Source organism: Mariprofundus erugo, from assembly GCF_005818865.1.
Lineage (GTDB): Bacteria > Pseudomonadota > Zetaproteobacteria > Mariprofundales > Mariprofundaceae > Mariprofundus > Mariprofundus erugo.
In genome coordinates, this window is the sequence record NZ_VBRY01000009.1 from 29,116 (window position 1) to 53,288 (window position 24,173).

The 24,173-nt window shown below is 54.8% G+C and carries 18 protein-coding genes; 6 read left to right on the forward strand and 12 right to left on the reverse strand.

Translation table 11 applies throughout. From position 1 onward, the window contains the following. Positions 1 to 67: 67 nt before the first annotated feature. From FEF65_RS09910 to FEF65_RS09950, 9 genes are all read right to left on the reverse strand, one after another. Positions 68 to 460 carry a hypothetical protein gene (locus tag FEF65_RS09910; protein WP_138239656.1) on the reverse strand — a complete coding sequence of 131 codons (393 nt, stop codon included), beginning with the start codon at positions 458 to 460 and terminating at the stop codon, positions 68 to 70. Continuing rightward, positions 457 to 1,875: a sigma-54-dependent transcriptional regulator gene (locus tag FEF65_RS09915; protein ID WP_138239657.1), complete on the reverse strand. Its 1,419-nt coding sequence runs from the start codon at positions 1,873 to 1,875 to the stop codon at positions 457 to 459. Before FEF65_RS09915 ends, FEF65_RS09910 begins: the two co-directional genes overlap by 4 nt. Further along, a complete protein-coding gene (locus FEF65_RS09920; protein ID WP_238701335.1) occupies positions 1,872 to 3,236 on the reverse strand; it encodes a sensor histidine kinase in 1,365 nt (454 codons plus the stop codon). Before FEF65_RS09920 ends, FEF65_RS09915 begins: the two co-directional genes overlap by 4 nt. Continuing rightward, the gene (dapA, locus tag FEF65_RS09925) at positions 3,226 to 4,122 is read right to left on the reverse strand and encodes a 4-hydroxy-tetrahydrodipicolinate synthase (RefSeq protein WP_138239658.1); all 897 of its coding nucleotides are present in this window, start codon (positions 4,120 to 4,122) and stop codon (positions 3,226 to 3,228) included. Before dapA ends, FEF65_RS09920 begins: the two co-directional genes overlap by 11 nt. Positions 4,123 to 4,276: 154 nt before the next feature. Next, a complete protein-coding gene (locus FEF65_RS09930; protein WP_138239659.1) occupies positions 4,277 to 4,585 on the reverse strand; it encodes a YajD family HNH nuclease in 309 nt (102 codons plus the stop codon). 61 nt (positions 4,586 to 4,646) lie between these two features. After that, positions 4,647 to 5,780, reverse strand: coding sequence for an HD domain-containing phosphohydrolase (locus FEF65_RS09935; RefSeq protein WP_138239660.1), 1,134 nt, complete (start codon positions 5,778 to 5,780; stop codon positions 4,647 to 4,649). Beyond that, positions 5,771 to 6,991 carry a response regulator gene (locus tag FEF65_RS09940; RefSeq protein WP_161595226.1) on the reverse strand — a complete coding sequence of 407 codons (1,221 nt, stop codon included), beginning with the start codon at positions 6,989 to 6,991 and terminating at the stop codon, positions 5,771 to 5,773. The genes FEF65_RS09935 and FEF65_RS09940 overlap by 10 nt, the downstream gene beginning before the upstream one ends. Then, the gene (locus FEF65_RS09945; protein ID WP_138239662.1) at positions 6,984 to 9,728 is read right to left on the reverse strand and encodes a PAS domain-containing sensor histidine kinase; all 2,745 of its coding nucleotides are present in this window, start codon (positions 9,726 to 9,728) and stop codon (positions 6,984 to 6,986) included. Before FEF65_RS09945 ends, FEF65_RS09940 begins: the two co-directional genes overlap by 8 nt. A gap of 231 nt (positions 9,729 to 9,959) precedes the next feature. Beyond that, the gene (locus tag FEF65_RS09950; protein WP_238701336.1) at positions 9,960 to 10,784 is read right to left on the reverse strand and encodes a hypothetical protein; all 825 of its coding nucleotides are present in this window, start codon (positions 10,782 to 10,784) and stop codon (positions 9,960 to 9,962) included. Between the two features lie 799 nt (positions 10,785 to 11,583). On the opposite strand from FEF65_RS09950, the gene efp reads away from it, so the two are divergent. The 4 genes from efp to FEF65_RS09970 all read left to right on the forward strand — a co-directional run bounded on the left by efp (position 11,584) and on the right by FEF65_RS09970 (position 17,816). Beyond that, entirely contained in the window at positions 11,584 to 12,144 is a 561-nt protein-coding gene (gene efp, locus FEF65_RS09955; protein WP_138239663.1) for an elongation factor P, read from the forward strand. A 472-nt stretch (positions 12,145 to 12,616) separates the two neighbouring features. Continuing rightward, the gene (locus tag FEF65_RS09960; protein ID WP_138239664.1) at positions 12,617 to 14,083 is read left to right on the forward strand and encodes a TolC family protein; all 1,467 of its coding nucleotides are present in this window, start codon (positions 12,617 to 12,619) and stop codon (positions 14,081 to 14,083) included. Between the two features lie 4 nt (positions 14,084 to 14,087). Then, positions 14,088 to 17,168: an efflux RND transporter permease subunit gene (locus FEF65_RS09965; protein ID WP_138239665.1), complete on the forward strand. Its 3,081-nt coding sequence runs from the start codon at positions 14,088 to 14,090 to the stop codon at positions 17,166 to 17,168. 384 nt (positions 17,169 to 17,552) lie between these two features. Beyond that, positions 17,553 to 17,816, forward strand: coding sequence for a hypothetical protein (locus FEF65_RS09970; protein ID WP_138239666.1), 264 nt, complete (start codon positions 17,553 to 17,555; stop codon positions 17,814 to 17,816). 116 nt (positions 17,817 to 17,932) lie between these two features. On the opposite strand, the gene FEF65_RS09975 is transcribed toward FEF65_RS09970, so the two are convergent. Then, positions 17,933 to 19,321 carry a cation:proton antiporter domain-containing protein gene (locus tag FEF65_RS09975; protein ID WP_138239667.1) on the reverse strand — a complete coding sequence of 463 codons (1,389 nt, stop codon included), beginning with the start codon at positions 19,319 to 19,321 and terminating at the stop codon, positions 17,933 to 17,935. 210 nt (positions 19,322 to 19,531) lie between these two features. After that, a complete protein-coding gene (locus FEF65_RS09980; RefSeq protein ID WP_138239668.1) occupies positions 19,532 to 20,002 on the reverse strand; it encodes a Crp/Fnr family transcriptional regulator in 471 nt (156 codons plus the stop codon). A 181-nt stretch (positions 20,003 to 20,183) separates the two neighbouring features. Between FEF65_RS09980 and FEF65_RS09985 the strand changes: the two genes are divergently transcribed. Continuing rightward, positions 20,184 to 21,389 (forward strand): 3-deoxy-D-manno-octulosonic acid transferase, encoded by a 1,206-nt coding sequence (locus FEF65_RS09985; protein WP_238701337.1) that lies wholly within the window; start codon positions 20,184 to 20,186, stop codon positions 21,387 to 21,389. Between the two features lie 106 nt (positions 21,390 to 21,495). Here FEF65_RS09985 and FEF65_RS09990 read toward each other — a convergent pair whose 3' ends face one another. Further along, positions 21,496 to 23,406 carry a SurA N-terminal domain-containing protein gene (locus tag FEF65_RS09990; RefSeq protein WP_138239669.1) on the reverse strand — a complete coding sequence of 637 codons (1,911 nt, stop codon included), beginning with the start codon at positions 23,404 to 23,406 and terminating at the stop codon, positions 21,496 to 21,498. A gap of 278 nt (positions 23,407 to 23,684) precedes the next feature. Between FEF65_RS09990 and FEF65_RS09995 the strand changes: the two genes are divergently transcribed. After that, the gene (locus FEF65_RS09995; RefSeq protein WP_138239670.1) at positions 23,685 to 23,897 is read left to right on the forward strand and encodes a hypothetical protein; all 213 of its coding nucleotides are present in this window, start codon (positions 23,685 to 23,687) and stop codon (positions 23,895 to 23,897) included. Positions 23,898 to 24,173 lie beyond the last annotated feature (276 nt).

The window sequence follows — 24,173 nt, forward strand, 5'->3', positions numbered from 1 at the left end:
TGACGAAGACTTGTACGGGCAACCCGATACTCTGCCTGCAGACCGCTGCTCCCATGCGACCAGCCTTTTATCGCGGCAGCTCCACTACAATCACAGCAACCTGAGCGGCCGATACGGGGTTGGAGTTGGCAATTTCAACGATCAGATCATCCGTACCATCAAGGTTATCAAAACGGGCATGAAAGTCGTGATTACCCACCTTGTAACTGCGCGCCTGAGCCAGAGTGGTCTCTTTTTCATCCTGCACACGGGCAATCCGGAAGGTCAGTGGCCCGACACTTTCCGATACCAGCGTCACCTCATAAATACCGGCTCTGTTCGGCATATCAAAAAACTCGCGTGACTTCTGAAACTGCGGCACATTGGCATCCCGATAATAGAGATAGTTTTTATCAGCTGCCTGCAGCTGCAGGGGCATCGCGAGCAGCGCCACCAGTAACGGAACAAGGAGCTTTCTCACGGGTTATCCATCAGATCAATGCCATATTTATCGCAGAGATAGCGCATCTTGTCCTTGGCCCTGTCGCCAAAGCCAAGCCAGCGGCCGGCACGCGCCTTGATATGTTGATTGCGCTCCAGAGCCTCCTCCACCAACTGTCGCTCAAACTCGGCAATCGCCTTCTCGGCACGAATACCGGTATCAGGCAGCCGTTGAAACCAGAGCTTCAAAGGATCGACATCGCCGCTGACCGGCAAGGGGCCGGACAACGACGGGATAGATTCCACTTCACTGCCGGTCGCCAACACCACCGAACGCTCAATGACGTTTTCAAGCTCCCGCACATTTCCCGGCCAGCTATAGCGCGCCAGCTGCTCCAGCACCTCCTCCGAAAGCGGGCGCATGCGCTTGCCGCACATCGCTGCCTTGCGCAGCAGAATCGCATCCGCCAGCTCGGGCAGATCCTCGATATGATCGCGCAAGGCAGGGATATCCATCACCACCACATGAATACGATAGTAAAGATCATCCCGGAAGGTGCCGGCAGCCACACGGCTCTCAAGATCTTCATGGGTGGAACACACCAGCCTGACATCCGAGCGAAGAATCGCCTCGCCACCCAGTCGGGAAAACTCGCCATATTCGAGTACCCTGAGCAACTTGGCCTGCACCGTCAGCGGCAAGCCGGCCACCTCATCAAGAAACAGCGTGCCACCGGCTGCGCGCTCAAACCAGCCAAGCTTGCGCCGGCTGCTACCGCTACCGCCAAATGCTCCCTTCTCATACCCGAACAGCTCGGACTCCAGCAGCTGCTCACTCATCGCCGCACAGTTAATGGCAATAAACGGGCGTCCTGCCCGCGGACTGACTTCATGCAACTTGCGCGCCACCAGCTCCTTCCCTGCCCCCGTCTCACCGCGAACCAGAACGGTAGAAGGGGTCGCGGCAACCTGCTCAATCAAGGCTCTCAGCGCCCGCATGGAGTCGGAACCACCGAGGATTTCGCTATTCACCTGGGTGGCCAGCGCGCGCTGCATCTCCTGCTCGCGCACGGCCTGGAAATGGGCCTCCAGACTACGGTCAATGGTACTTTTGACCTCATCGGGATCAAACGGCTTGCCGAAAAAGTCCTGCGCCCCCAGCTCCTGGGCCCGGATCGCATATGATCGCTCATCATGGCCGGTAATCACCACCACAGGTGTATCCGGACTCTCGCTGCGCAGACGCTGCAAATAGCCCATCCCGATTTCGGGATTATCCGGCTCCGGCGGCAGGGCCAGGTCCAGCACTACCAGATCCACTCGATTGGCAGATAGCGCCTCATCAGCGGCCTCAAGATCACCGGCCTCCAGCACCCGATAGTTGTCCTTAAGCAATAGCCTGAGATTCAGGCGATTAATATCATTATCATCGACAACCAGTATGGTGTGTTTCATAGCGCCTCCTCCTGTGCGGAGCGATCTTGCCATAATGGCAAACAGACACTGAAGGTGGAACCTTTCCCCTCCCCCTCACTGCTTGCCGCAATGGTTCCACCATGCGCCCGCACAATTCTGCGACTTAAATAAAGACCAATCCCCAACCCGTTACTTTTGCTGGTTGCAAAAAGATGAAAGAGCTTGTGGCGAATGAAAGCATCCGTCATTCCACTCCCCTGATCCGTCACTTCGACCTGCACCATCGGCGTCCCTTGTGGATCACGCACCGGCAATACCCGCACCGTGATATCACCCTGCCCCTGCATCGACTGCACCGCATTATCGTAAAGATTTTCAAATACGCCCTGCAACAGGTCGGCATCGCCGGCGACAGCAGGCACTACCTCGAAGCACTGGTGCACATGAATCGACTCCGGCCACAGGCGGTCACGGATGGTGGACTTAAGCAGGCTGACGATATCCAGTGGAATAATGGTCGGATTCACAGGCGCATTGGGGTCAGCCATACGCTGCATCAACATCTGCATGCGTCCGGTCACCTTGCGAATCGCCACCAGCATGCGCTGTATATCTTCTTCCTCAAGCTTGCCCGAGCCCAGGTGGTGGGCCAGAAATGAAAGGTCATGCAAGCGGTTCTTTAAATCATGCGAGTGGAGCTGGCGAGTCACCCTGGAGAAGGAGTCGAGACGGGCGGCTTCCGCCTGTTGATGGGTCAGACGCGCATGCTCCAGACTCATCGCGGAAAATCGGGCCAGCGACTCCAGACTTTCACGCTCTTCATGATCCATCAGCGAGCCATCGAGCCTGGGCCCGAGCCAAAGCCATGCAGTCCCCGAAGCGGCTGGAATCTTCAGGCATAACTCATAGGCAGCATCATGGCCTTTAAGCGCGGCATCGCGGGCGGCTGTCGGTGCATTGGCAGGAAAGGAGAACCAGCCCCCATCCGGCACGCCCCGTTCATCCAGTGCCGCATAGTGACGATAACTGACCCTGCAGATGCGCTCCAGCAGTGCCCGCTCCACATCCTGCTCCGGCAACTGGGCCAGATCACCCGCTCCCAGCTGCCGGATTGCAGCGAGCATATCCAGCTGATGGCGGAAAAACATCTGATCGAGTACGCGCTGCATGCCCTGAACCAGAGGCGCATAACCGAATGCGGCAGCAATCGCGGCAATCGCCATCGACCAGGCTGAAACAGGCTCACCGGTGAGCATATAGACCAGCGATTCGGCCAGCATCAGCACCAGAATAAAGACGGCGATAGCGACAAGCGTCGCGGCTAAATAGGCAAACGAGTGAACCCAGCGTCTGAAGCTGAACATCAGACGCAGGGAGGAGAGCAGCTTATCAGCTATCAAGTGGCTCCAGCTTCTCTGCACCTCTGAAGCCAGCCATCACATCGCGCAGCAGCTGCAATGGCGCTCCGTGCAGCGGCATCAGTGGCAAACGCATCTCACCTTTCATCCAGCCCAGCAGACAGCATGCAGCCTTGACCGGAATCGGGTTGGACTGCATGAACATCACCTCATTCAGCTCACGCATGCAGAACTGTGCATCTCTCGCCTCATGCAGGTGACCGGCACGCATTGCATCGGTCAACACCTTCATGGTTTTCGGAGCAATATTCGAGACCACTGAAATCACGCCATGGCCACCCAGGGCCATAAATGGCAGCACAGTCGCATCATCACCGGAATAGAATTCAATACGGCCATCGCAGGCAGCCATGGTATGAGCCAGCTGCTCCATATCGGCTGTGGCATCCTTGATACCGACAATATTGGCCACATGTGAAAGGCGCCCGACCGTTTCCGGCAACAGGTTCGAGTTGGTCCGACCCGGCACATTATAAATCAGCTGCGGCAAATGCACCGCGTCAGCAACGGCCTTGTAGTGGTAATAAATCCCGTCCTGCGTTGGCTTGTTATAATATGGCGAGATCAGCAGAGCGGCATCGGCGCCGAGCTCCTTGGCAGCCCGGGTCAGCTCGATCGATTCGGCTGTGTTGTTGCTGCCTGTTCCTGCAATCACCGGCACGCGCCCGGCGACCTGATCCACAGCAATCGCGATCGCCTGCTTGTGCTCATCAAATGATAAGGTTGCCGCTTCACCCGTCGTACCGGCAGGGACTACACCATCAACCCCGGCCTCAATCTGCCGTTCGAGATGGGCACGAAACGCTTCCTCATCTATTTTGCCGTTGGAAAATGGTGTGACCAGAGCGGTCATCGTGCCGTGAAACATGCAAGCCTCCGTAATCGTGCGCGGCAGAACTATAGCCGCTGAAAGAGATCGAGAAAGAGGCGATGTGCCGCATCCGGTCGCCCCCCTTCTGTTTCAGCCATGCAGAAGAGAAAAAATGATGGCCATCTCAGGCAGGACGAGCACCGGAAGCGGGTTACTCGCGCTCTTTCAGCAGCGCTGCCAGACCGGCAAACGGATGACTGGTGGCCAGCACATGCTCGTCCCGCGACACATCCTGCCGGGCATCCGCCTCCAGATAGCGCTGATGCTCATTGTCATGGCAGTACACACATAACAGTTCCCAGTTGCTGCCATCCGCCGGATTATGATCATGATTATGATCCTTATGATGTACCGTCAACATACGCAGCTGCTTGCCTGAAAACTCGCGCGCGCAGCGTGCACAAACCCACGGAAACATTTTAAGTGCCTGCTCCCGATAGTTCACATCCTTAGCTGCCATCTCCGGTCCCCCTCCTGCCAGTCAATCTGTATCACTGTGACACCATCGGCCACAAACATCACTACTGCACCACACGCATACGAATCGGCTCAATGACTCCAACGGTGCGCGAGAAACTGATCAGGCGTTCAAGAATCGGCTTGGTCACTTCCTGCCCGACAGCCATCAACAACAGCCCCGATCGTGTCCTCACCTCTTCATCCGACACCATAGAGATACGGACATCCGAAACGCCAAGCGACTGAATCACCATCCGCCGTTCAAGGTGCTCAATTTTCGACATCGCATCCAGCACCGCAGGATGATAGGCCTGCCCCTTTTCCCGCATCAACCGGATAGAGGTACCAATCGGGTGAGACTGGCTCATCAGATCAAAGTCCAGCGCCACATGTAACATCTGCGCTCCCAGCACAGCGATATCCTCCGGCAATGCCCTTGAGGCACTGTCCCAATCCTCATTCTGCCCTGCAATCATCCGGGCGATCGCCTGCAAGCGAGGAATATTCATAATCAAATCAGAGCCTACAGCAGGGTGCTTGAAAAAAACCTCCTGTTCAACCGCCCCTAACTGCTGACCGGCCACCACCTTGGCCAGCGTTTCCTGCGGAATCGTGACACAGCCAAGCTGACACAACATGGCAGCCAGCTCAAAGCGCCAGTGCCCCTCAAGGCCGAGTTCAACCGCCAGGTGTTTCATATAAAACTTCAGCCGGGAGGTACTGCTGAATGCTGCCGGATTGACCAGACTCAGGATCTGGCTCATGACACGGATACTGCCGAACAGGGTCTGCTCCAGCAGCTCCTTTTCTGCCATCACCAGCCGGTAGTGCTCCAGTGCATCATCCAGGGTTCTGGACAGACTTTCGGTAGAGCACGGTTTGGTCAGAAAACGAAAAATGCTCCCTTCGTTAATCGCCGCAATCGCATTTTCCATATTCGCATAACCGGTGAGCATAATGCGTACGGTTGCAGGTGATATCTGCTTGATCCTTCTGAGCACCTCAACCCCGTTCATCACAGGCATTGCATAATCAGATACCACAGCAGCGAACGGACCATGCTCCTGAACAGCCTTCAGTCCCTCTTCCGGCCCGACAGCCAGATGAAGATCATAACCTTTACGGAGTGTCCGCTTATACCCCTGCAGAATATTTTCATCATCATCAATACAGAGCACCCTGTTTTTCACCTGCATAACCGTTCCTCATTCGCTGAGATAATCTTCTGGTGCAACTGCTGCCACGAGGCCAGTGACGTCAGCAGCCCGTTTTGTTCCAGATACTCAAAATCAAACTCATTATTAATGACCGCCCCGTTGATACCCGGCTCCTTTTCAATCGCATTGGCGACATGTACAGCCGTCAGGGCAAATGGCTTCTCGACATACGGACACTGGGAGGGGTGAATATGATAAGCCACTGCGGCAACAACCGGCATCGACAAGCCCCACAAACTGATCAGATAGCCGCCGATCTCGGCATGGTTGCCGCCAAGTATCTCGCGCTCCAGCTCCCAAACCGGCCGCCCCTGCTGCTCTGCCCGGGCGACAATCTCCAGATAGGTGTCTGGGAATGAGCTCAGGAGGACAAGGCTGCCTATATTCTGCAACATACCGGCAAGAAAAGCCTCCGAGCAGACGCTTTTAGGCTGCCCCTGCTCTGCTGCAATCTCGCGCGCCAGACGGGCAACGATCAAACTATGAGCAAAGATGCGCTGCAAGGAGATCCCCTCGGGCACAGGCATCGCAGAACAGGCCTGGATATACAGGGTCAATGCCTTGATCACATCAGCGCCAAGCATGACTACCGCCTGTTCAGGATTGTCAATCCAGCGCCGGCAACCGAAGATAGGAGAGTTGGCCATCTGCAACACCTTCGCCGTAATACCCACATCGCGGGAAATAATCTCGCCGACCCGCTGCATGGAGGCATGCTCGCGATTCAGCTCCTGCTCAATGTCAAAATAGATACCGGGAAGACTCGGCAATCGTTCGGCACCGGCAATCAGCCCCTTGAGCTGCTGATTATCAAGCAGGCTTCTCATCACCAGCACCTGATTGATCGCCCCCTTGAGCGTATCGGCATCACATGGCTTGGCCAGAAACCTGTGCGCAGGCCAGCCGGAGCGAATAAAATCATCCGTGTCGTATTGACCGGAAAGCACGATACGAACCATCTCAGGCTGCAACGACAGTGCACTTCTGAGCACCTCCAGCCCTCCCACGCCCGGCATGCGCATATCCGTCACCAGCACATCAAACCGGTCCGCCTGCATCATACTGATCGCCTGCTCTCCGCCATTGGCAAATGAAGGTTCCCACTGCCCACGCATACTCCGACACATGCGCTTCAGACCATTGAGAACCTCCGGGTGGTCATCAACAAAAAGAATATGTATTTTACCCAATCGGCATCTCCTCATTAATCGGCAGAGAGACAATAAATGTCGTGCCTCTGCCCTCAACACTCGTCAGATCCACCGCCCCTTTATGCTTGTCCACGACGATATTATGTACAATCGCCAACCCCTGTCCGGTTCCCTTGCCTACCTCCTTGGTGGTAAAAAACGGCTCGAATATTTTGTGTTTCAAATGTTCGGGCACGCCTGTACCTGTATCTGAAATCTCAATACGTACCACCCGCTCATCACAGGATGTTCTGACCGTAATATCCCCTTTCTCAGCGTGCTGAGGTCCGATTTTTGCCGCAATCGCATGGGCGGCATTAACAATCAGGTTAAGAAACACCTGATTCAATTCGGGCAAACACATCAGCAGGGGAAGATTTTCGTCGAAATCCGTATGGACCTCTGCCACATACTTCCACTCGTTTCTGGCCACGGTCAGCGTGTTTTCAAGCATGCGGTTAATATCGGACAATGCCGTATCCTTCTGCCCCGGATGCGAAAACTCCTTCATTGCCCGGACAATATTGGCAGCCTTTTCAATCCCATCGAGACTTTGATCCAGAGCAGCGGGAATTTCGTCCATAAGGAATGTGATGTCGGCTTCCTCTTCACACTGCTCAAGCGCAGCTATCACCTCCTGAGCACACCCCTGCAGCGCACACTCATGCTTTAATTGTCCATACTGTTTACATACACCCACCATGTCGGCAAATGAGTCCCTGAGAAAACGGACATTATCGCCTACATACTGCAGAGGGGTATTAATCTCATGGGCGATGCCGGCTGCCAGCTCACCGATGGCTTCCATTTTTTGCGACAGCTGCAGGCGATTCTGCAGCATGATACGGTCGGTGATATCCGAGCCCAACAACATGTATCCGCTAATATGGCCGTTTTCGATGATGGGACTGAAGCTCAACCCCAGAAAACCCTCACTGCCATCCATGCGGCTGAATTTGAAATTATCCAGGCGGGCATTGCCTTTTTTCCGACAGCGGGCCACCGCTTTTGCAATCGCCCTCCAGTCGCATTTCACGCCGCATGCCATCACATGCCGGCCAATCGCATGTTCTGCCGGAATAGCAAACACGCTTTCGGCGGCCTGATTCCACAAGGTCACACGACGCTCTGCATCTGTACTGATCAGAATCGACGGAATCGTTTTCACCAGTCGCTGACTGAAACGATACTCCTTATCCAGGGCGTCTTTCGCCGCCTTCTCACTGGAGATATCCCTGAATGTAATCACCGCACCGACAACCTGCCCGTCCTTATACATCGGCGTCCCTGAGTATTGCACCGGGAAACAGCTGCCATCCTTGCGCCATAACACTTCATCGCGCACATGGTGCGTGCGGCCATCAGTGATCAGTGTATACATCGGGCATGCCTGCCACTGGTAGGCGCTCCCGTCTGCATAGCTGTGGTGAACCATTTCATGCATGGAGAGACCAATCAGTTCAGCCGGTTCATAGCCAAGCATTCTTGCTGCAGCAGAGTTCACAAATGTCGTCCGCCCATCGCAATCAAGCCCATAGATGCCTTCAACCACCGACTCCAGCAGCAACCGCGAATGGGCTTCGGCATCCACCAGCGCCTGCTTGGACTGTTTAAGAACGGTAATATCACGGATAATGCCGATATAACGACGACTCTGACCGACCCGCACCTCCCGGACATTCAGCTCGACAGGAAAAATATCACCGTTCTTGCGCATGGCAGACATTTCCCGGCTATGGCCCAGCAGGCGGCTCACTCCCCTCTCCATATAATGGCGCATATAGCCGTCGTGATCCGCCGCAACCGCAGGTGGCATCAGCATATTGATTCTCTGACCGACAACATCAGCAGAGCGATAACCGAACATCGCCTCACCGGACTGATTAAATGACTCGATGACCCCGTGCTCATTGACCGTGACGATGCAATCAGCCGCAGCATCCATCAGCGCCTCGTTCCAGGTCAGGGTTTCCTGCATTCTTTTCTGACCAAGCTCAAGATCCATCGTTCGCTCGAGTACTTTTTCCTCAAGCTTTAAATTGGCTTGTTGCAAAGCTTCAGAGAGCTCGCGATAGCTTGTTTTGCTCTCGATCAGCTTACGCACCAGAGGAAAACCGACGTAATAAAACAGCCATGCTCCCAGAATAATAAAGACAAAGGCAACGATGACAGATTCGCCAATCGACTCAAAAAACGGCTGCTGAATCTCACTCAAATCAATTTTGGCAACAATTCCCAGCTGCAAGGCCGGCACATATTCATAGGCTGCCAGCACCCTTCTACCCTGATAATCGAGCCCGATCAGTGAGCCAGAACCACCGGCCAGCGCCCGCTGCATGGCCTCGGCAAACCGCGATGCGACCGGAATCGTAAAATCCGGCATCAATCCACGGGAGGTACGGGTTGCCAGAAAGGTGATTTTATCGCCATCTTTGCGAGCCAGCACAAGCTCAAATGTTTTGCTGATTCTGGGCAGATGTTGAAATGCCGCCAGAATCTGTCCAAGTGTTGCCTCTCTCGGACCGCCCGGCTGATAGTTACTGTTATACTGCAAATCAAAACGGGCAATGGACTGCATCAGCTCCGACTGGCTTTTTACCGTTTCAACCAAACGCAGCCGCTGCTGCTCGACTGCGGTCACAAACAGCTGCCGCATCGAAATGCCGAGCACAATGGCCACAATGGCAGCCATGATCAGCATCAACAATATAATTCTGTGACCCGTCAGTTTTTCCATTCAACGCCATCTCTTGGATTTCATCTATGCAGCGCGCCTGGCTACTGCATGAGGAGCTGACAAGCAAAACAGATACCAGCTACACCATATCAACGAAACAGCGTTTTTATTGAGAATAGAGCGATGATGTTTTCAGTCTGCAGTCATCGCAGGAAAGCCCGGCCATCACAGCGTATGCCCATCGACGGGCTGACCATTGGCCTATAGCAAGTCCGCTCCGCAAAAAAAGAATCAGGAGAGTTTTTCCAGCCCCTGATACTCCTCAACCTCGACATATACACACGATGGATAGACAGGACCGACATCCACCATCACCCACGTATCGCCTCTGAGTCCAAGCTCCAGATCAAAGACATCACCCACTTCGATCATACTCAATATAGGTGCGGGCAGTGATACAGGACCGATCACCTCGCCCTGATTATGAAAGCTGAAATATAATCCAGACTCGGTAATTTCGGATGCTTGGGCATGCCCTTCAACAAAACGGGAGAAACGGTGTCCGCGCAAACGCGGCGGCACGCCACCACCGGATCGGACAAGATGAAACAGAACTCTTGATAGCCTGGACACACGTATGGATGCAGGAATCACCTGATCGAGTGCACTGACAAAAGCAGGATATTCTCCATCCGGCCAGCCCCCGTGCCGGTGCACAAATTCGACCCAGCCATGCAAAACAGCGGCATAGCTCTGCAAAAGCTCCTCATCGTTTGTTTCGCGCAATACGAACCAGCCAAGAAAATCACGGATATGTTCGGGATCAAGCTCCTCCAGAAGCAGGTTGCCAAGGTCCCCCACCGGTTCCAGATCTCCCTCCAGAAGCGCGCTCATATGCTCGTCCAGCCCCTCCTCCCAATCGGGGTAGTCGCCAACATCCTCATCACCATCGGCATCATTAAACAGATCGGAATAATGAATCAGATACTGGCTCAGCATTTCAAAACACTGCTCGACCGGCATACCATGACCTTCCATATCGGTGTGGCGGATATATGCATCCATCGCTGACTGCACGGTTGTAGTCGACATCATCGCAGAAATTGAAGCTGGCACATGAACCTCCAGAGTTGCCCGGAAAAATACTGGCGCACTGCTTTACTGCCAGCACATCAGGTCGAAAAGAAAAACGCATGATTTTCCCTTCCTTATGGAATCGCTGATGCATTCAGCGATTCCGGGCGGGCCATGGACGGCTCGCCAAATCAGACGCGTAAGTGCCTGATTTGTAAGCAAAGGCGAAACCACGCTTTTGCCTTTGCGGACTGATTTTTGCCAGGAGGGCAAGAAATCAGCATCTCCATATAATTAGAATCGCTGATGCATTCAGCGATTCCGGGCGGGCCATGGATGGCACGCCAAATCAGACGCGTAAGTGCCTGATTTGTAAGCAAAGGCGAAACCACGCTTTTGCCTTTGCGGACTGATTTTTGCCAGGAGGGCAAGAAATCAGCATCTCCATATAATTAGAATCGCTGATGCATTCAGCGATTCCGGGCGAGCCATGGACGGCTCGCCAAATCAGACGCGTAAGTGCCTGATTTGTAAGCAGAGACAACATGACTCAGGCATCATGCCCTCGCCCTGCGGGCGGCCTTTGGCCGTCCAATCGGCTTCCTGCCTCTTTGTCACGCTTTTGCCTTTGCGGGCTGATCATTGGCAGAACACCGATGAGTCAGTATTTCCTCATGTAAAACGACAGCTTGCGCCATCGCATCCGGCAGTGCATGCAGAAGCCGGCAGGGGAAGTGCCGAATATCACAACCCTTCCGTCACAAGGAGGGCGATTCTTGCCCGATTTGGATCAAATAGCTATGTTCCGCAGTTACTCTCAATTTTGCAAGCGAGGCTTATCATGCAAATCAACGTCACCGCCATCCGCGCCGGTAATATTCTTGAGGTTGACGGCGCCCTCTGGCGCGTCATGAAAATTCAGCATGTCACCCCGGGCAAGGGCGTGGCCTGTATGCAGGTTGAAATGCGCAACATTGAAACAGGCAACAAAACCAACAAGCGTTTTAATTCATCCGAGCGTACCGAGCGCGTCACCCTCAGCCAGCGCGAAATGCAGTATCTCTATGCCGATGGCGACAACTACCACTTCATGGATCTGAACACCTACGACCAGATCACCCTGAGCAGCGATATGCTGGAGAATGTGCTTCCATATCTGCTGCCGGAAATGCAGGTATTTGTCGAATCCCATAATGAGCGCCCGCTCAATGTCAGACTGCCACAGACAGTGGTCCTTGAGGTTGTTGAATGCGCTGCGGCGATGAAGGGGCAAACCGCCACAGGCTCATACAAGCCGGGCACACTGGAAACCGGAGCCTCCATCATGGTGCCGCCATACCTTGAGTCAGGTACAAAAATCAGGGTCAATACTGAAACCGGCGAGTTCATGGAACGCGCCTGATTCGACGAACAACACACCCGAGTGCATGCACTCGGGATAGATGCAAGCAAGCGGCCCGATCACCGGGCCGCTTTTTTTTGGTTCAGCGCGCATGAGCTGGAAACATGGCTGAAGAAAGTTTTTGATTCCCTGTCAGCGATACAATGCTTTCAAAGCCACACGACTACTCTGCTAAAGCAGAGCATTCCCCTTTCTTTATCGGTAAAGAAAGCCGGCCCCGATACCTTTGTCCTGCGGATTCCCGCATACGAGCGATTCACTACAGCCGCTGCATCCGCAGCTCGTTTCTGTAGTGAGTCACTCTATTCGGCAAATCGTTATAAGGGGGGAGAATCAACCGGCATCAGCTGATCCTTCCCAGCACTGGTTCCCGGACTTCCGCGAAGAACCTTTTTTATTTTCACCCGCCATCACTGACTTTTAATTTTCCGGCCATTAGTCTGCCTGCCATACCAACCACAAGGGGAGTATCATGACGCGGCTGCTACGCCTCATTGCATGGATTTCACTGGCGCTGCCGGCAACGACTGCATGTGCAAACACCATCTCGCTGGATGACGTAATCACCGCTGTGATTCAACATGATCCGGGACTCGCCATCAACAGACTGGATCGTGCGATTGCGGCAGCGGATCGGCAGCGTATTGAAGGCCTTCTTGATCCGGTTGTAACCGCCAGTATGACTGCCAGTCAGGAACAGACCCCTGTCGCCAGTGATTTTCAGCCGATCGAAACCCGTACCGCCGTTCTTGCCGGTTCTGTCGCCAAACCACTGGCCAGCGGCGATACAGTCTCTGCCAATATCAATTTCAACCGTTCCAGCCAGGATTTTATATCCCCGCTGGCCGCACAGCTGGCCAAGTTCAAACCGGCCTATCGCAACCAGATCAATATCAGCCTGCGCCATCCACTCTGGCGCGGAGCCGACAATCCGGCCTACCTGCAGGGTATCACCGTCAGCGACGCCAGCAGTGAGGCCACCCGCATACAGCAGCAAACAGCCGAGCATGCGCTGGCACTGCAGGCAATCAACGCCTCCTACAAACTGGCCTCTGATGATATCGACATTCACATCGCGGCCCAGGCGGTTGAACGCGCACGCCGGCTGCTCGGCTATCAGCGCTCACGGGAGCAGTTCGGCCTGATCGAACAGGCCGACCGGCTGCAGGCTGAAGCGCTGCTGGCAGCACGGCAGACCGATCTGCAACAGGCCAAAGCAAGACGGGCATCCGATCTCGGACTGCTTAACCGGATGATGCACAGACCGGATGACTCCCCGCTGACTGTTGAGCTACCGGCCTCTGCACTGTCTCCCCCTGATGGCATGGAATCGATGCTGGAATCAGCGAAAAAGAAGCGGCCTGAACTGAAGGCGCTGCAGGCCCAGCTCAAGGCGGCCGATGCACAACTGCTCATCGCCAGTGATGGCGATCAGGCCCAGCTTGATCTCATCGCACAACTGGGTACCCGATCGCTCGCCGGCACACCGGTGACAGCAGCTGCCCGCGGTCTTTCCATCCATGACCATTTTGCCTCGATTTCGGTTGAGTACAGTGACACCCCCGGCCGCAACAGTGTTCGCGCCGCCCTGTTAAAGGCGGAGCTGGCAAGAGAACGCATTGTCGCCCAGCAAACGCAAACCATCGAACTGATCAGCGATCAGCTGGCTGCCGCCGCAACCACACTGGTCAACGGCACACCGGCACTGCATATGGCACAGCGGCAGGCCGAGGCCGAAGCCCGAAAATTTAATGCTGAAATGAAGCGTTATCGTGAGGGGCGCTCCGACACCTCAACCCTGGTTCAGTTTGAGGGGGACCTGAGCACAGCGGAGTTGCGCGCACAACTGCAGCAGCTGACCCTGCAACTGGCGGCCATGCAGCTGGCATGGGCCAGAGGCGATTTCCCTAAACAGTCCACCACAGCCACCCCGGAGTAGCAGCATGGAAAAAATCATCGCTTTTTTCGTCCGCCGTGGCGTACTGGTTAATCTTGTCTCCCTGATGCTGCTCGGCGGCGGCATCTATGCCGGCCTCCATATTCAGAGGGAAGCCTTCCCCAGCGTCAATTTTGATGTCATTGCTGTTGCTGCAGGCTATCCGGGAGCAGCCCCGCGTGAGGTTGAAAAACTGCTGGTCACTCCGATCGAGCGGGAGCTCAAGGGAATCGACGGCATCAATGTCATCCGCTCCACCGCCTATGCCGGCAGCATGCAACTGACTATTGAGGTGGATCCCAACTTCAGTGATCGCTCCCGCCTGGTTTCCGATATCCAGCAGGCGATCAACCGCGCCGATTTGCCCGCAGACCTGCCTGCCGATCCGATCATCACCGAAGTCAAATCCGAACAGGCTCCGATTCTGACCTTCTCCATTTTCGGCGATTTCAGCCCGCTTGAGCTCAAACACCTGAGTGATGCCATTGAGGATGATGTGCGCGGCATCAAGGGTGTGGCCAATGTGCTGGTACAGGGGGATCGTAAAGAGGAGATACGCATCGTCCCCGATCCGGTGAAGATGCAACGCCACCGTGTATCGATCAACGATATTATCAAGCTGGTACGCGGCTGGAATATCAATGCGCCCGGCGGGCGCCTGAAGTCGGCCGATGGACAGAGTATTATCCGCATCACCGGTGAGTTCACCTCAGCCGAGGATGCAGGTAATCTGGTGCTCCGCTCCAATGAGCAGGGGCAGGCCCTTTTTCTCAAGGATGTCGCAGACATCAGCGAAACACTCGAACGCCCGACCCGCTATGTCGGTGCCCAGGGCGATCCGGCCATTAACATGATCATCCTTAAAAAGGGGGATGCCGATATCATCACCCTCGTCGACCGGGTTCGCGCGTATCTGGCCACGGTCCCGGCCACCTACGGGGAAAAGGTCAACGTTCGTGTCTATAATGACTTCTCGACCATCACACGCCTGCGCCTGGGCGTACTGACCAGCAACGGTGCCATCGGCCTGGCCCTGGTGCTGTTGACCCTGCTGCTGTTTCTTCGCCCCGCAGTCGCCTTCACCACCGCCTGGGGACTCCCCATTATCTTCTTTTCAGGGCTGCTGCTGCTTTATCTTGCCGGCGTCACCCTCAACCTGCTGGCCATGTTCGGCTTCATTATGGTGCTGGGACTGATGGTCGATGATGCCATCATTATCGGTGAAAATGCCACCTATTACATGGAACAGGGCATGAACCCGGAAGAGGCCGCCATCAAGGGAACAACCGAGTTGCTCGGCCCCGTCACGGCCACCGTACTGACGACAGTGATCGCCTTCCTGCCGTTAATGAATATGGATGGCATTATCGGAAAATTTGTTTTCTCCATTCCTGTTGTGGTGGTCACATTGCTGATGTTCTCATGGTTTGAGGCCATCTTTGTACTGCCCAATCACATCCGCGATGTGGCCCGTGCCGGCAAGGCTCCCAAAGAGCGGCGCCTGTTCATCTGGCTGACCAATATCTACGGCTGGACGCTGGAGAAGGCCGTCAAACTACGTTACCTGACCGTACTGCTGACGCTTGCCGGGCTACTGGGCAGCTTTGTCCTTGCCTCACATATGAAGTTCCAGCTGTTTCCACCCGGTGCAGAAGCCACATTTTATCTGCGTGTCACCATGCCGACCGGCACCACGCTGGAGCAGACCCAGGCGCAGTTGAAGGCACTGGATCGGGAAGTCCGCAAACGTATTGACCCGGCCATCCTTGAAACGACTACCATGGTGGCCGGCGAGAACAGTGCCGACCAGCGTGAATCGCTCAAACAGATGGGAGACCGTTTTGGCTTCGTGCGCGTCATTCTGGTTCCGTTTACCGAACGCGATGTATCGGCATTTACCGTCATGGATCAGATAGAAAAGGCCATTCCGCCGCTGTTCCCCGACCTCAACATCAGTTTTGCCATGGAAAAGGGCGGTCCGCCGGTCGGACGTGCCCTGCAGGTGGAGCTGACCGGAACGGATGAGGCCGCCATTACCCGTATTGCCGGACGATTGACGCATATGCTGACCACCGTCAAAGGAGCCTATGCCATTGAGAGCGACCTTGAACCGGGTGACCCCGAGATGCATATCGTACTTGACCGCAAACTGGCGGCTTATGCCGGTGTGGACCTGGCGACAGCAGCAACCCATATCCGGGCAGCATTTGACGGGCTGCGCATCTCTACCCTCAAGCGGGGTAAGGAGGAGGTGGATGTCACCATCCGCTATCCGGAAAAAGCACAGCGTGATGAAGAGACGCTGATGCACCTGGAAATACCCAACCTGCGCGGCGGACTGATTCCCCTTTATCGCATTGCCCATATCGAGCGCAGCCCGGGAACAACCAGCATTCGCCACAAGGATGGCAACCGTGTCGTCAATGTCTCGGCCGAGGTCGATCACAAACTGCTGACATCAAAAGAGCTTAATGCACTTGTCACCGCAAGACAGGCCGAGTGGCTCGGCGAAGACAAGGATCGGGTCCATGTCCACCTTGGCGGTGAAGAGGAGCGCAGTCAGGAGTCGGTACGCGGACTGATCTTCAGCTTCGGCTTTGCCCTGCTGGGCATCTTTGTCATTCTCGCCATCCAGTTTAACCGCATCGGCTATCCGATTCTGGTGATGCTGGCGATTCCGTTCGGGGTGATTGGTATCGTTGCCGGCTTCTATCTGCACGGTGCCCCGCTCTCATTTATGGCCATGATGGGCTTTGTCGCGCTGACCGGTGTGGTTGTGAATGCATCGCTGGTGATGGCCGTCTTTATCCAGCGTTTAATTGCCGATGGCGTAGCATGGCGGCAGGCAATCCTTGAAAGTGGCAAACGCCGTCTTCGCGCCGTACTTTTGACAGCCATCACCACCGTAGTCGGTTTGTTACCGACAGCCTACGGCTGGGGCGGACACGACCCGTTTGTGGCCCCGATGGCACTGGCACTGTCATGGGGTTTAATGTTTTCCACCGTGATCACACTTTACTCTGTGCCTGCGGCACTCGGCGTGGCAATGGACTGTAAATATACCGTATTACGGCTGATGAAACGATAATCCGCGCGGTACGGGATCCTGAATTTTTTTTCATGTGCCGTTCATAAGCTCATCACTGAATCAGCCTAACGTTGCGCCTGTCTGGTGCCCCTCCTTCTCCTCCCTCCCTCCTCCCCAATGGGCATCGGGCAGTCTTCCTGACAAAGGCCTCGCAATGCGAGGCCTTTGTTTTTTCTGCGGAACCATTTTCTGCCGCACACCGCCCTTTCACTACCCGGATGCCACCGCTCTTGTGATCAGGCGCACTGTTTCATCACACCGGCTCCACCAGCATCACGACTTACAGTACAGCAATTGAAAATTCAATTGCCCGCGATAAACAGCGATAGATGGCATATAAGTTGCTGTTATTTTTTATACAGCATGTACTGCAAGGAGGATGACATGGCCGCATATCTGAAACTGGAAGAATCCATGGGCACTGATGACATCCCTTTATTGCAGGATCTGATGGGCGTCTCACTGCTGGCACTGCTGCTCAGCCCATGGGCCGCGATCGGACTGTTGCTGACAGCCCTGGAATCACCGGTGATGACCCCGGGACTTTCGATTGCCTCTTCACTGCTGCTGTTGATTGCTCTGCCGAAAGCCGTGCAACTGGTCGCCCCTGCACAGGCAGAGACCCGCCTCACCCGCCCTGCGGAATAATACCCCCTCTATCCGGTCACATCTCCCCCCCTCCCTGATGTACCGGATAAGCAAAAGGCCCTGCAATGCAGGGCCTTTTCAGTTTCAGCAGCGGGCGAAAGCTGGCGCCCACCGGATCAGTGATGTGCCCCCTCCTCAGCCACCTCGCGTGCAAAGGACTCTTTGTTGACCGCAATCAGCACCAGAAGAATGCCGGAGTAGATAAATGTGGAAAGCATAATGACTCCGACAACCACCGCCTTAAACATCTCCAGATGTTCAAAGCTGGCCGGGATCATCATCAGCATGACGACAGACAGGCCGCCCTTGATACCGGCAAAGGTGAGCACGCCCCACCAGCGGAAGTTTACATTGGTCATATGTGTGGTTTGATTGGTGATAATAGCGAACTTGGCCATCATCAGGGCACGGATAATCGTCGTCGCCACAAACATGGCAATAATCTCCGTCTTGTATTGCCAGAGCATTGAAAGATTGATGATTTCTGCCATAGCCACAAACAGTATCGTATTGGCGACCAGGGCCAGCAGCTTCACATCCTCTTTGGTGCGCAGGTGACGATCACGCTCCTCCATGGAGATGCGAATACGACCAAGCGCATACGCAATCACATTACGGGAGCTATCGACGCTTTGTGCCTCCTGCTGAATACGCTCCTGATTGCGATCAAGACGCGCCTCATCCGCCTCAATGCTGCGCGTCATCAGATGATGAATCGTAATCGTTGCAAAAATACAGCTGAGAATTCCCGACAGGTGCATATGGCTGTGAGCTCCGAACAGGTTCAGCAAGGTATAAAAATGTTCGGACAACTCGAATGCACCATAGCCGGTGGTAATCAACAACATCATTTCAGCAATACGGTTTTCCGTTGTTTTCAGTGCAGCCAGACCGATCAGACCGATCACAAAACCGAACAGAGCCGAACCGAACACCACCATCAGGCTTGTTTCAGTCACATAGGTAGCCGTAATGTCACCACCATCCAGGGCATAAAGGCCGACAAAGACAAAGACAATCAACGCCGTAGCGTCATTAAACAGACTCTCACCCTCGGCCAGTATCTTGAGTTTGTGAGGCAGATCGAATTTCGCAAAGATACTGACAACCGAGACCGGATCGGTTGCCAATACCATGGCAAACAACACAATAATTGCTGCGACCGAAAGGTGGTACTGGCCGAAAAACCAGTCGGCAGTAAAAATGGCCAGAACCACTGACAGAGCCACAGCCACCACAGCCAGATAAAACAGACTCAGGGCATGCTCTTTCAGATCCGCCAGCTTCAGTTCAAGCGAATCAGCAATCAGCAGCACCGGCAGCAGAAATACGACAAGCTCGGCAAAATGCTCCATATCCCCGGTCAATAACGGGGTCTGCTGAAACAGATAGTGCGTCAGAAATGACAATCCGATCAGACCCAGCGGGGAGGGGATACTTAACTTATCCTCCAGCTGCAGGGCCACATAAAGTATGATGGATATAACCAGTAATGTCGTAATCATCAAATAACTCCCCCCGGGTAACGGCAGCATCGTGCGGCATACCGAAACCGACAGATTGCTGCCGGCCACTTCTTCAAGCAAATGTTACGCCAACCACCCGCGTAAACCACCGCGACAGATAAAAAAAAGAGCCCCCGTACGGTACTGATAGCAGCACCGTACGGAGACTCATTATCTCTCCTCAACACAGGCCGTCAGCCCATGCGGATGTTACTTATGGCTACCCGACATAAAGGACATCATCTTGACCTGATCCGCCTTGAGCTTGCGAATCATACTGGACTCATACAGCAGCATATAGGTAAAGAGTGCAAACACCAGCTCATGGCTTGTCTGCATCAGGCGGGCAAAGCCATCGCGATTCATCATGTAAACCACACTGTCTTTGGATGCCACCACCGTAGCCGTAGCCAGCTCACCGGACAAAAAGGTGACCTCTCCGATCATCGCGCCCTCGCCGAGGCCGGTCAGCAACTGCTCCTGCCCGTCAATCTGCTGAAAAATATCAACAGCACCGGAACGCACGAGATAAAGGACCCCGCCTTTCTCTCCTTCCCTGACAATGGTTTCACCCTTGGCTACAGCGGCCACAGTGACCACGCCCTGCAGTTGCGAGCGCTGCTCTTCGGTCAATGCTGTTTTAATAACATTCTGTTCGATCCATGCGACTTCTATATCCACATGCCCTCCGATCATATACACGATGATTGCATGGCAATGACTTCCATGCGATTTAAATTTATTGAGCTTGCAGCCTATCGGCAGAATTCGCACAAGTCCACGCGTGCATTCTTCATCTATTTACATACAAACGCACAACAGCAGACTGGTATAACCCCTCTGTTCCTGCTGCAATACGGCGATGCAGGCAGATTCCCCGTTCATGACAGGCAGCAGTGACAAGTGGCGACAACATCTGACCCTGATGCTGCCAGCAGCCAGCCCCGGATGTATATGGGTGCATGCCTGCTCGGTCGGTGAGGTCGGCTCAGTTGCACCGCTGATCAGATCACTGCTTGATCAGGGCCATACGATTCACCTGAGCGTGGTCACCGCGACCGGCTTCGCTCATGCCCGGCGCCTGCTTGGAGAACGCATCTCCCTCTCCTTTCTGCCCTGGGACCTGCCGGGAACGATGCGACGTTTTGTCGATGCCCTGCAGCCCTCCCTGCTCCTGCTGGCTGAGACCGAGTTCTGGCCGGGCATGCTTGCCGCCTGCCGGCGGAACAGCATCGCGGTGATCGGCATCAACACCCGCATCTCCGACCGCTCCTTTCCCCGTTACAGGGCATCACGCCGCCTGTGGGCGCGCTGGCTTGCCCCCGTATCACTGTTTCTGGCCCAAAGCACAGTGGATGCAGAGAGACTGGCGGCCATGGGTGTTCCGGCATCACGCATCAAGGCCTGTGGTAATCTGAAATATGCCATTACGGCCCCTGATATCGACAGTGCCGCCCTGCGCAACAGGCTCGACAGCACCGGCAAACGTCCCATTCTGCTGATTGCCAGCACCCATCAGGGTGAGGACCGGCGCATGCTCGATATGTGGCCGCAATGGCATGCCAGCTGCCCTGAACTGCTGACCCTGATTGTCCCCCGCCACCCGGAACGCTTTGATGATGTTGCAGAACTGATCCGCTCACGCGGACTGACCCTCTCGCGCTGGTCGGAAGGAGAAGCCAAACCGGGCAGCCACATCATCCTGATCGATGCCATGGGGATCCTTGGTGGTCTCTACACCATCGCTGATATCGTCTTCATTGCCGGAAGCATCGAACCCGTTGGCGGCCATAATCCGCTTGAAGCGGCCATCTGCGGTCGCGGGGTGGTGACAGGCCCCTATATCCAGAATTTCCGGGCGATTATGGATGAGATGCAGCAGGCCAACGGAGCCATTGTCTGCAGCAATGACCATGAGGTGGAGCAGGCCATTACACAGTTGCTCAATCACCCCGATGAGCTGCGCCGGCTTCATGGCCATGCCACCGTATTCATGCAGGAAAAAGGCCACCCTCTTGAACAGATGCTAAGTGAAATAGCGCCTTATCTGCCCTCCCCCAAACGCTGACAGATCATACCCACAGCACAGCCATCACCGGCATCCGCCAGGCACATGCAGGAAATAAAAAAACCGCCATGACGGCGGTTTTTTTATCGGTCGCGGAGGCACTCTCCTACTTGAAGCGATCAAGCTCCTGCGCATTCACATGAATTTCGTAGTGATCCCGTACGGATGCCAGCCAGCGGGCAAAACGGGCAGAACCCTTGCTCTTGGCCACTTCATCGCGAATACGTAAAGCCTGTTTGTTATATTCGTCTTCGGAAGCAGGAATCACCTGCTGAACATGCACAGCGGCAAAGCCCTGAGGAATGCGGACCGCTTTCTCTACCCACGCATCCGCCCCTACGGCAAAAGAGGCCTGCAACAGTGACTGGGTCAGCCATGAGGCACTATCGCCCTGCCCGCTGCTGCGCAGAGGCTTGGAAATATACTTCGCCTGCCCATAGGCCTGAGCCAGCTCATCCAGTGACTTGCCACTGCTCTTGCGAATTTCATCGGCAATGTCACGCGCCCGGTTGGCAGCGGCATCCAGACGTGCATCGGTCATCACACGACGAGCCACACTCTCATATGGCAACACATCAGGCTCTGTCCGCTCAACCACATCAAGGGCGACATAACGGCCGTCACGTGTTTCGATAATTTCCACCGCCTGCCCTGGCAGGGTGGAAAATGCCTTGGCTGCAATCTCGGGATCCGCCAGCAACGGATCATCCTGCGCCTCTTCCTGACTGACTGACTTGGAGGTGACCAGCTTCATGTTCAGGCTGTTGGCAGCAGACTTGAGCGAACCCTCCATACCAATCGCCTCATCCAGATCCTGAGACAGCTTGTACGCCTCCTCATTGGAGCGGGACTTGAGCAGCTCAAGCCTGAGAGAGTCCTTCACCTCATCAAATACAGCCTCATGCGCAGGGCGAATATCATCCAGACGAATCAGGTGGTAGCCGAATGGTGTTTCAACCACATCGCTGACCGTACCTTTATCCATGCTGAATACCGCATCGTTGAAGGCGGCCACCATCGCCCCTTCCTTGAACCAGCCAAGATCACCACCTTCAGAGGCGGAACTGTCCTCGGATACCGCTTTGGCAACGGCTGAAAAATCCTCACCCGCCTTGATTCTGGCCTGAGCAGCTTCAATTTTCTTGCGTGCAGCCGCACGCTGGACATCGGTCGCATCGCTGGCGACCTTGATCAGGATATGACGCGCCTTGCGCTCTTCCGGCTGGGCCAGATCCGCCTTGCGCTCCTCAAATGCCTTTTGCAAATCGGCATCGTCCACCTTGATATCTTCGGCCAGACGGCGCGGATCAATCACCACAGCTTCCGCCTTGATACGCAGCGGTGAGCGATAATCCTGCTTGTGCGCCTCATACCAGCTCTTCGCCTGCGCTTCATCGACACTGACCTTGTCCAGCTGCGTGGCCGGATCGACCACAATGGCTGCCAGAACACGCTGCTCATAAGCCTGATTAAAGCGCTCACGGATCTCTGCCTCACTGACCGGGACAGAGTCGACAATCGCCCGCTGCAACGCATCGACCATAATATTCAGACGCAGGTCATTTTCATAATCCTGAGCCGAGCTGAATCCCATATTGCGGGTCAGAATATGATAGCGCTGCACATCAAAACCGCTGGCTGACTGAAAATTCGGATCACTGTGTACGGTCGCCAGTACAACCGCCTCGGGCGCAGCCAGCCCAAGCTTGTGAGCCTGATCAAGCATAATACGACGATTGATCAGTGTCTGCAGGGTTGAGCTCTTCACCCCGATAGAGGCCATCAGCTCACTGGAGTACTGCTTGCCAAGCATCGCCCGGTAGGCATTCAGCTGACGCTCATAGGCCTGACTGAATTCAGCAGCGCTGACCGGCTTGCCATCGACAGTTGCAATCGGCTCAATTTTACCACCAAGGAAATAATCACCAACGCCCCACAGCACAAACGACAGTGCAATACCGCCGAGTATGAGTTTAGCCATCCATGATTGTGCGTGGTTACGCATCGATTCGAGCATGATTGCCCCCGGGAATTAAGCGAGGAGTGCCGGTTAAGCCTTGCAAAACCTCTGATTTTCGGAATCCGGCACGCTACCCAAGCAAGCCAGTCAGAGCAACGGGGGCGACCTGATTGCAGCCACCTCCCCCCATTCGGCCAGCACAATCATGACCGATGTCACAGACATGCAATAAGCGGCACCTATGATTTCCTCCAATGCAGGACGGAGGACTCACACTTATGACAAACCCGGATATAAAATTGCTATACAACAGTCAAAAAAATCTCGATATATTCATGAACGAATTTATGGCTATCGAAAAAAAGCGCCTCGCCTGTGATCGGGACACCGCCCTCCCGCTTCGCCTGTCAGGCTTTTTTGACAGACTGCTGACAAGGGTTGAAAGCTACCATCAACATGCGGGAAAACCGCTGCATGGCAGCCATGCCTTTGCCTGGACGCATATTCTTGATCATGCAGCCGATATTCCCCCTGTTGCATATCACTGATTCATCCACTTTATAATCACTGCAGCTCTCTCCCGAGCCACTCATCGCCACGCAACTAAACGGGGCACCAGCCCCCCCGGACACCATCCAAAGAGCCATACTCCGTCACATTCCTTCAAACAAACCAGCGTAAAGATCAGATCTGAAACACCCTTTTCAACGCAGATACAATCAAAGACACACGCGACCAAGCCCTGCAGCCCGTCACCGTAGTGTGATCCCCCAAACCGATCGCTCCCCCGCCAATCCCGGCATCATGACTGCATTTTCCCTGCC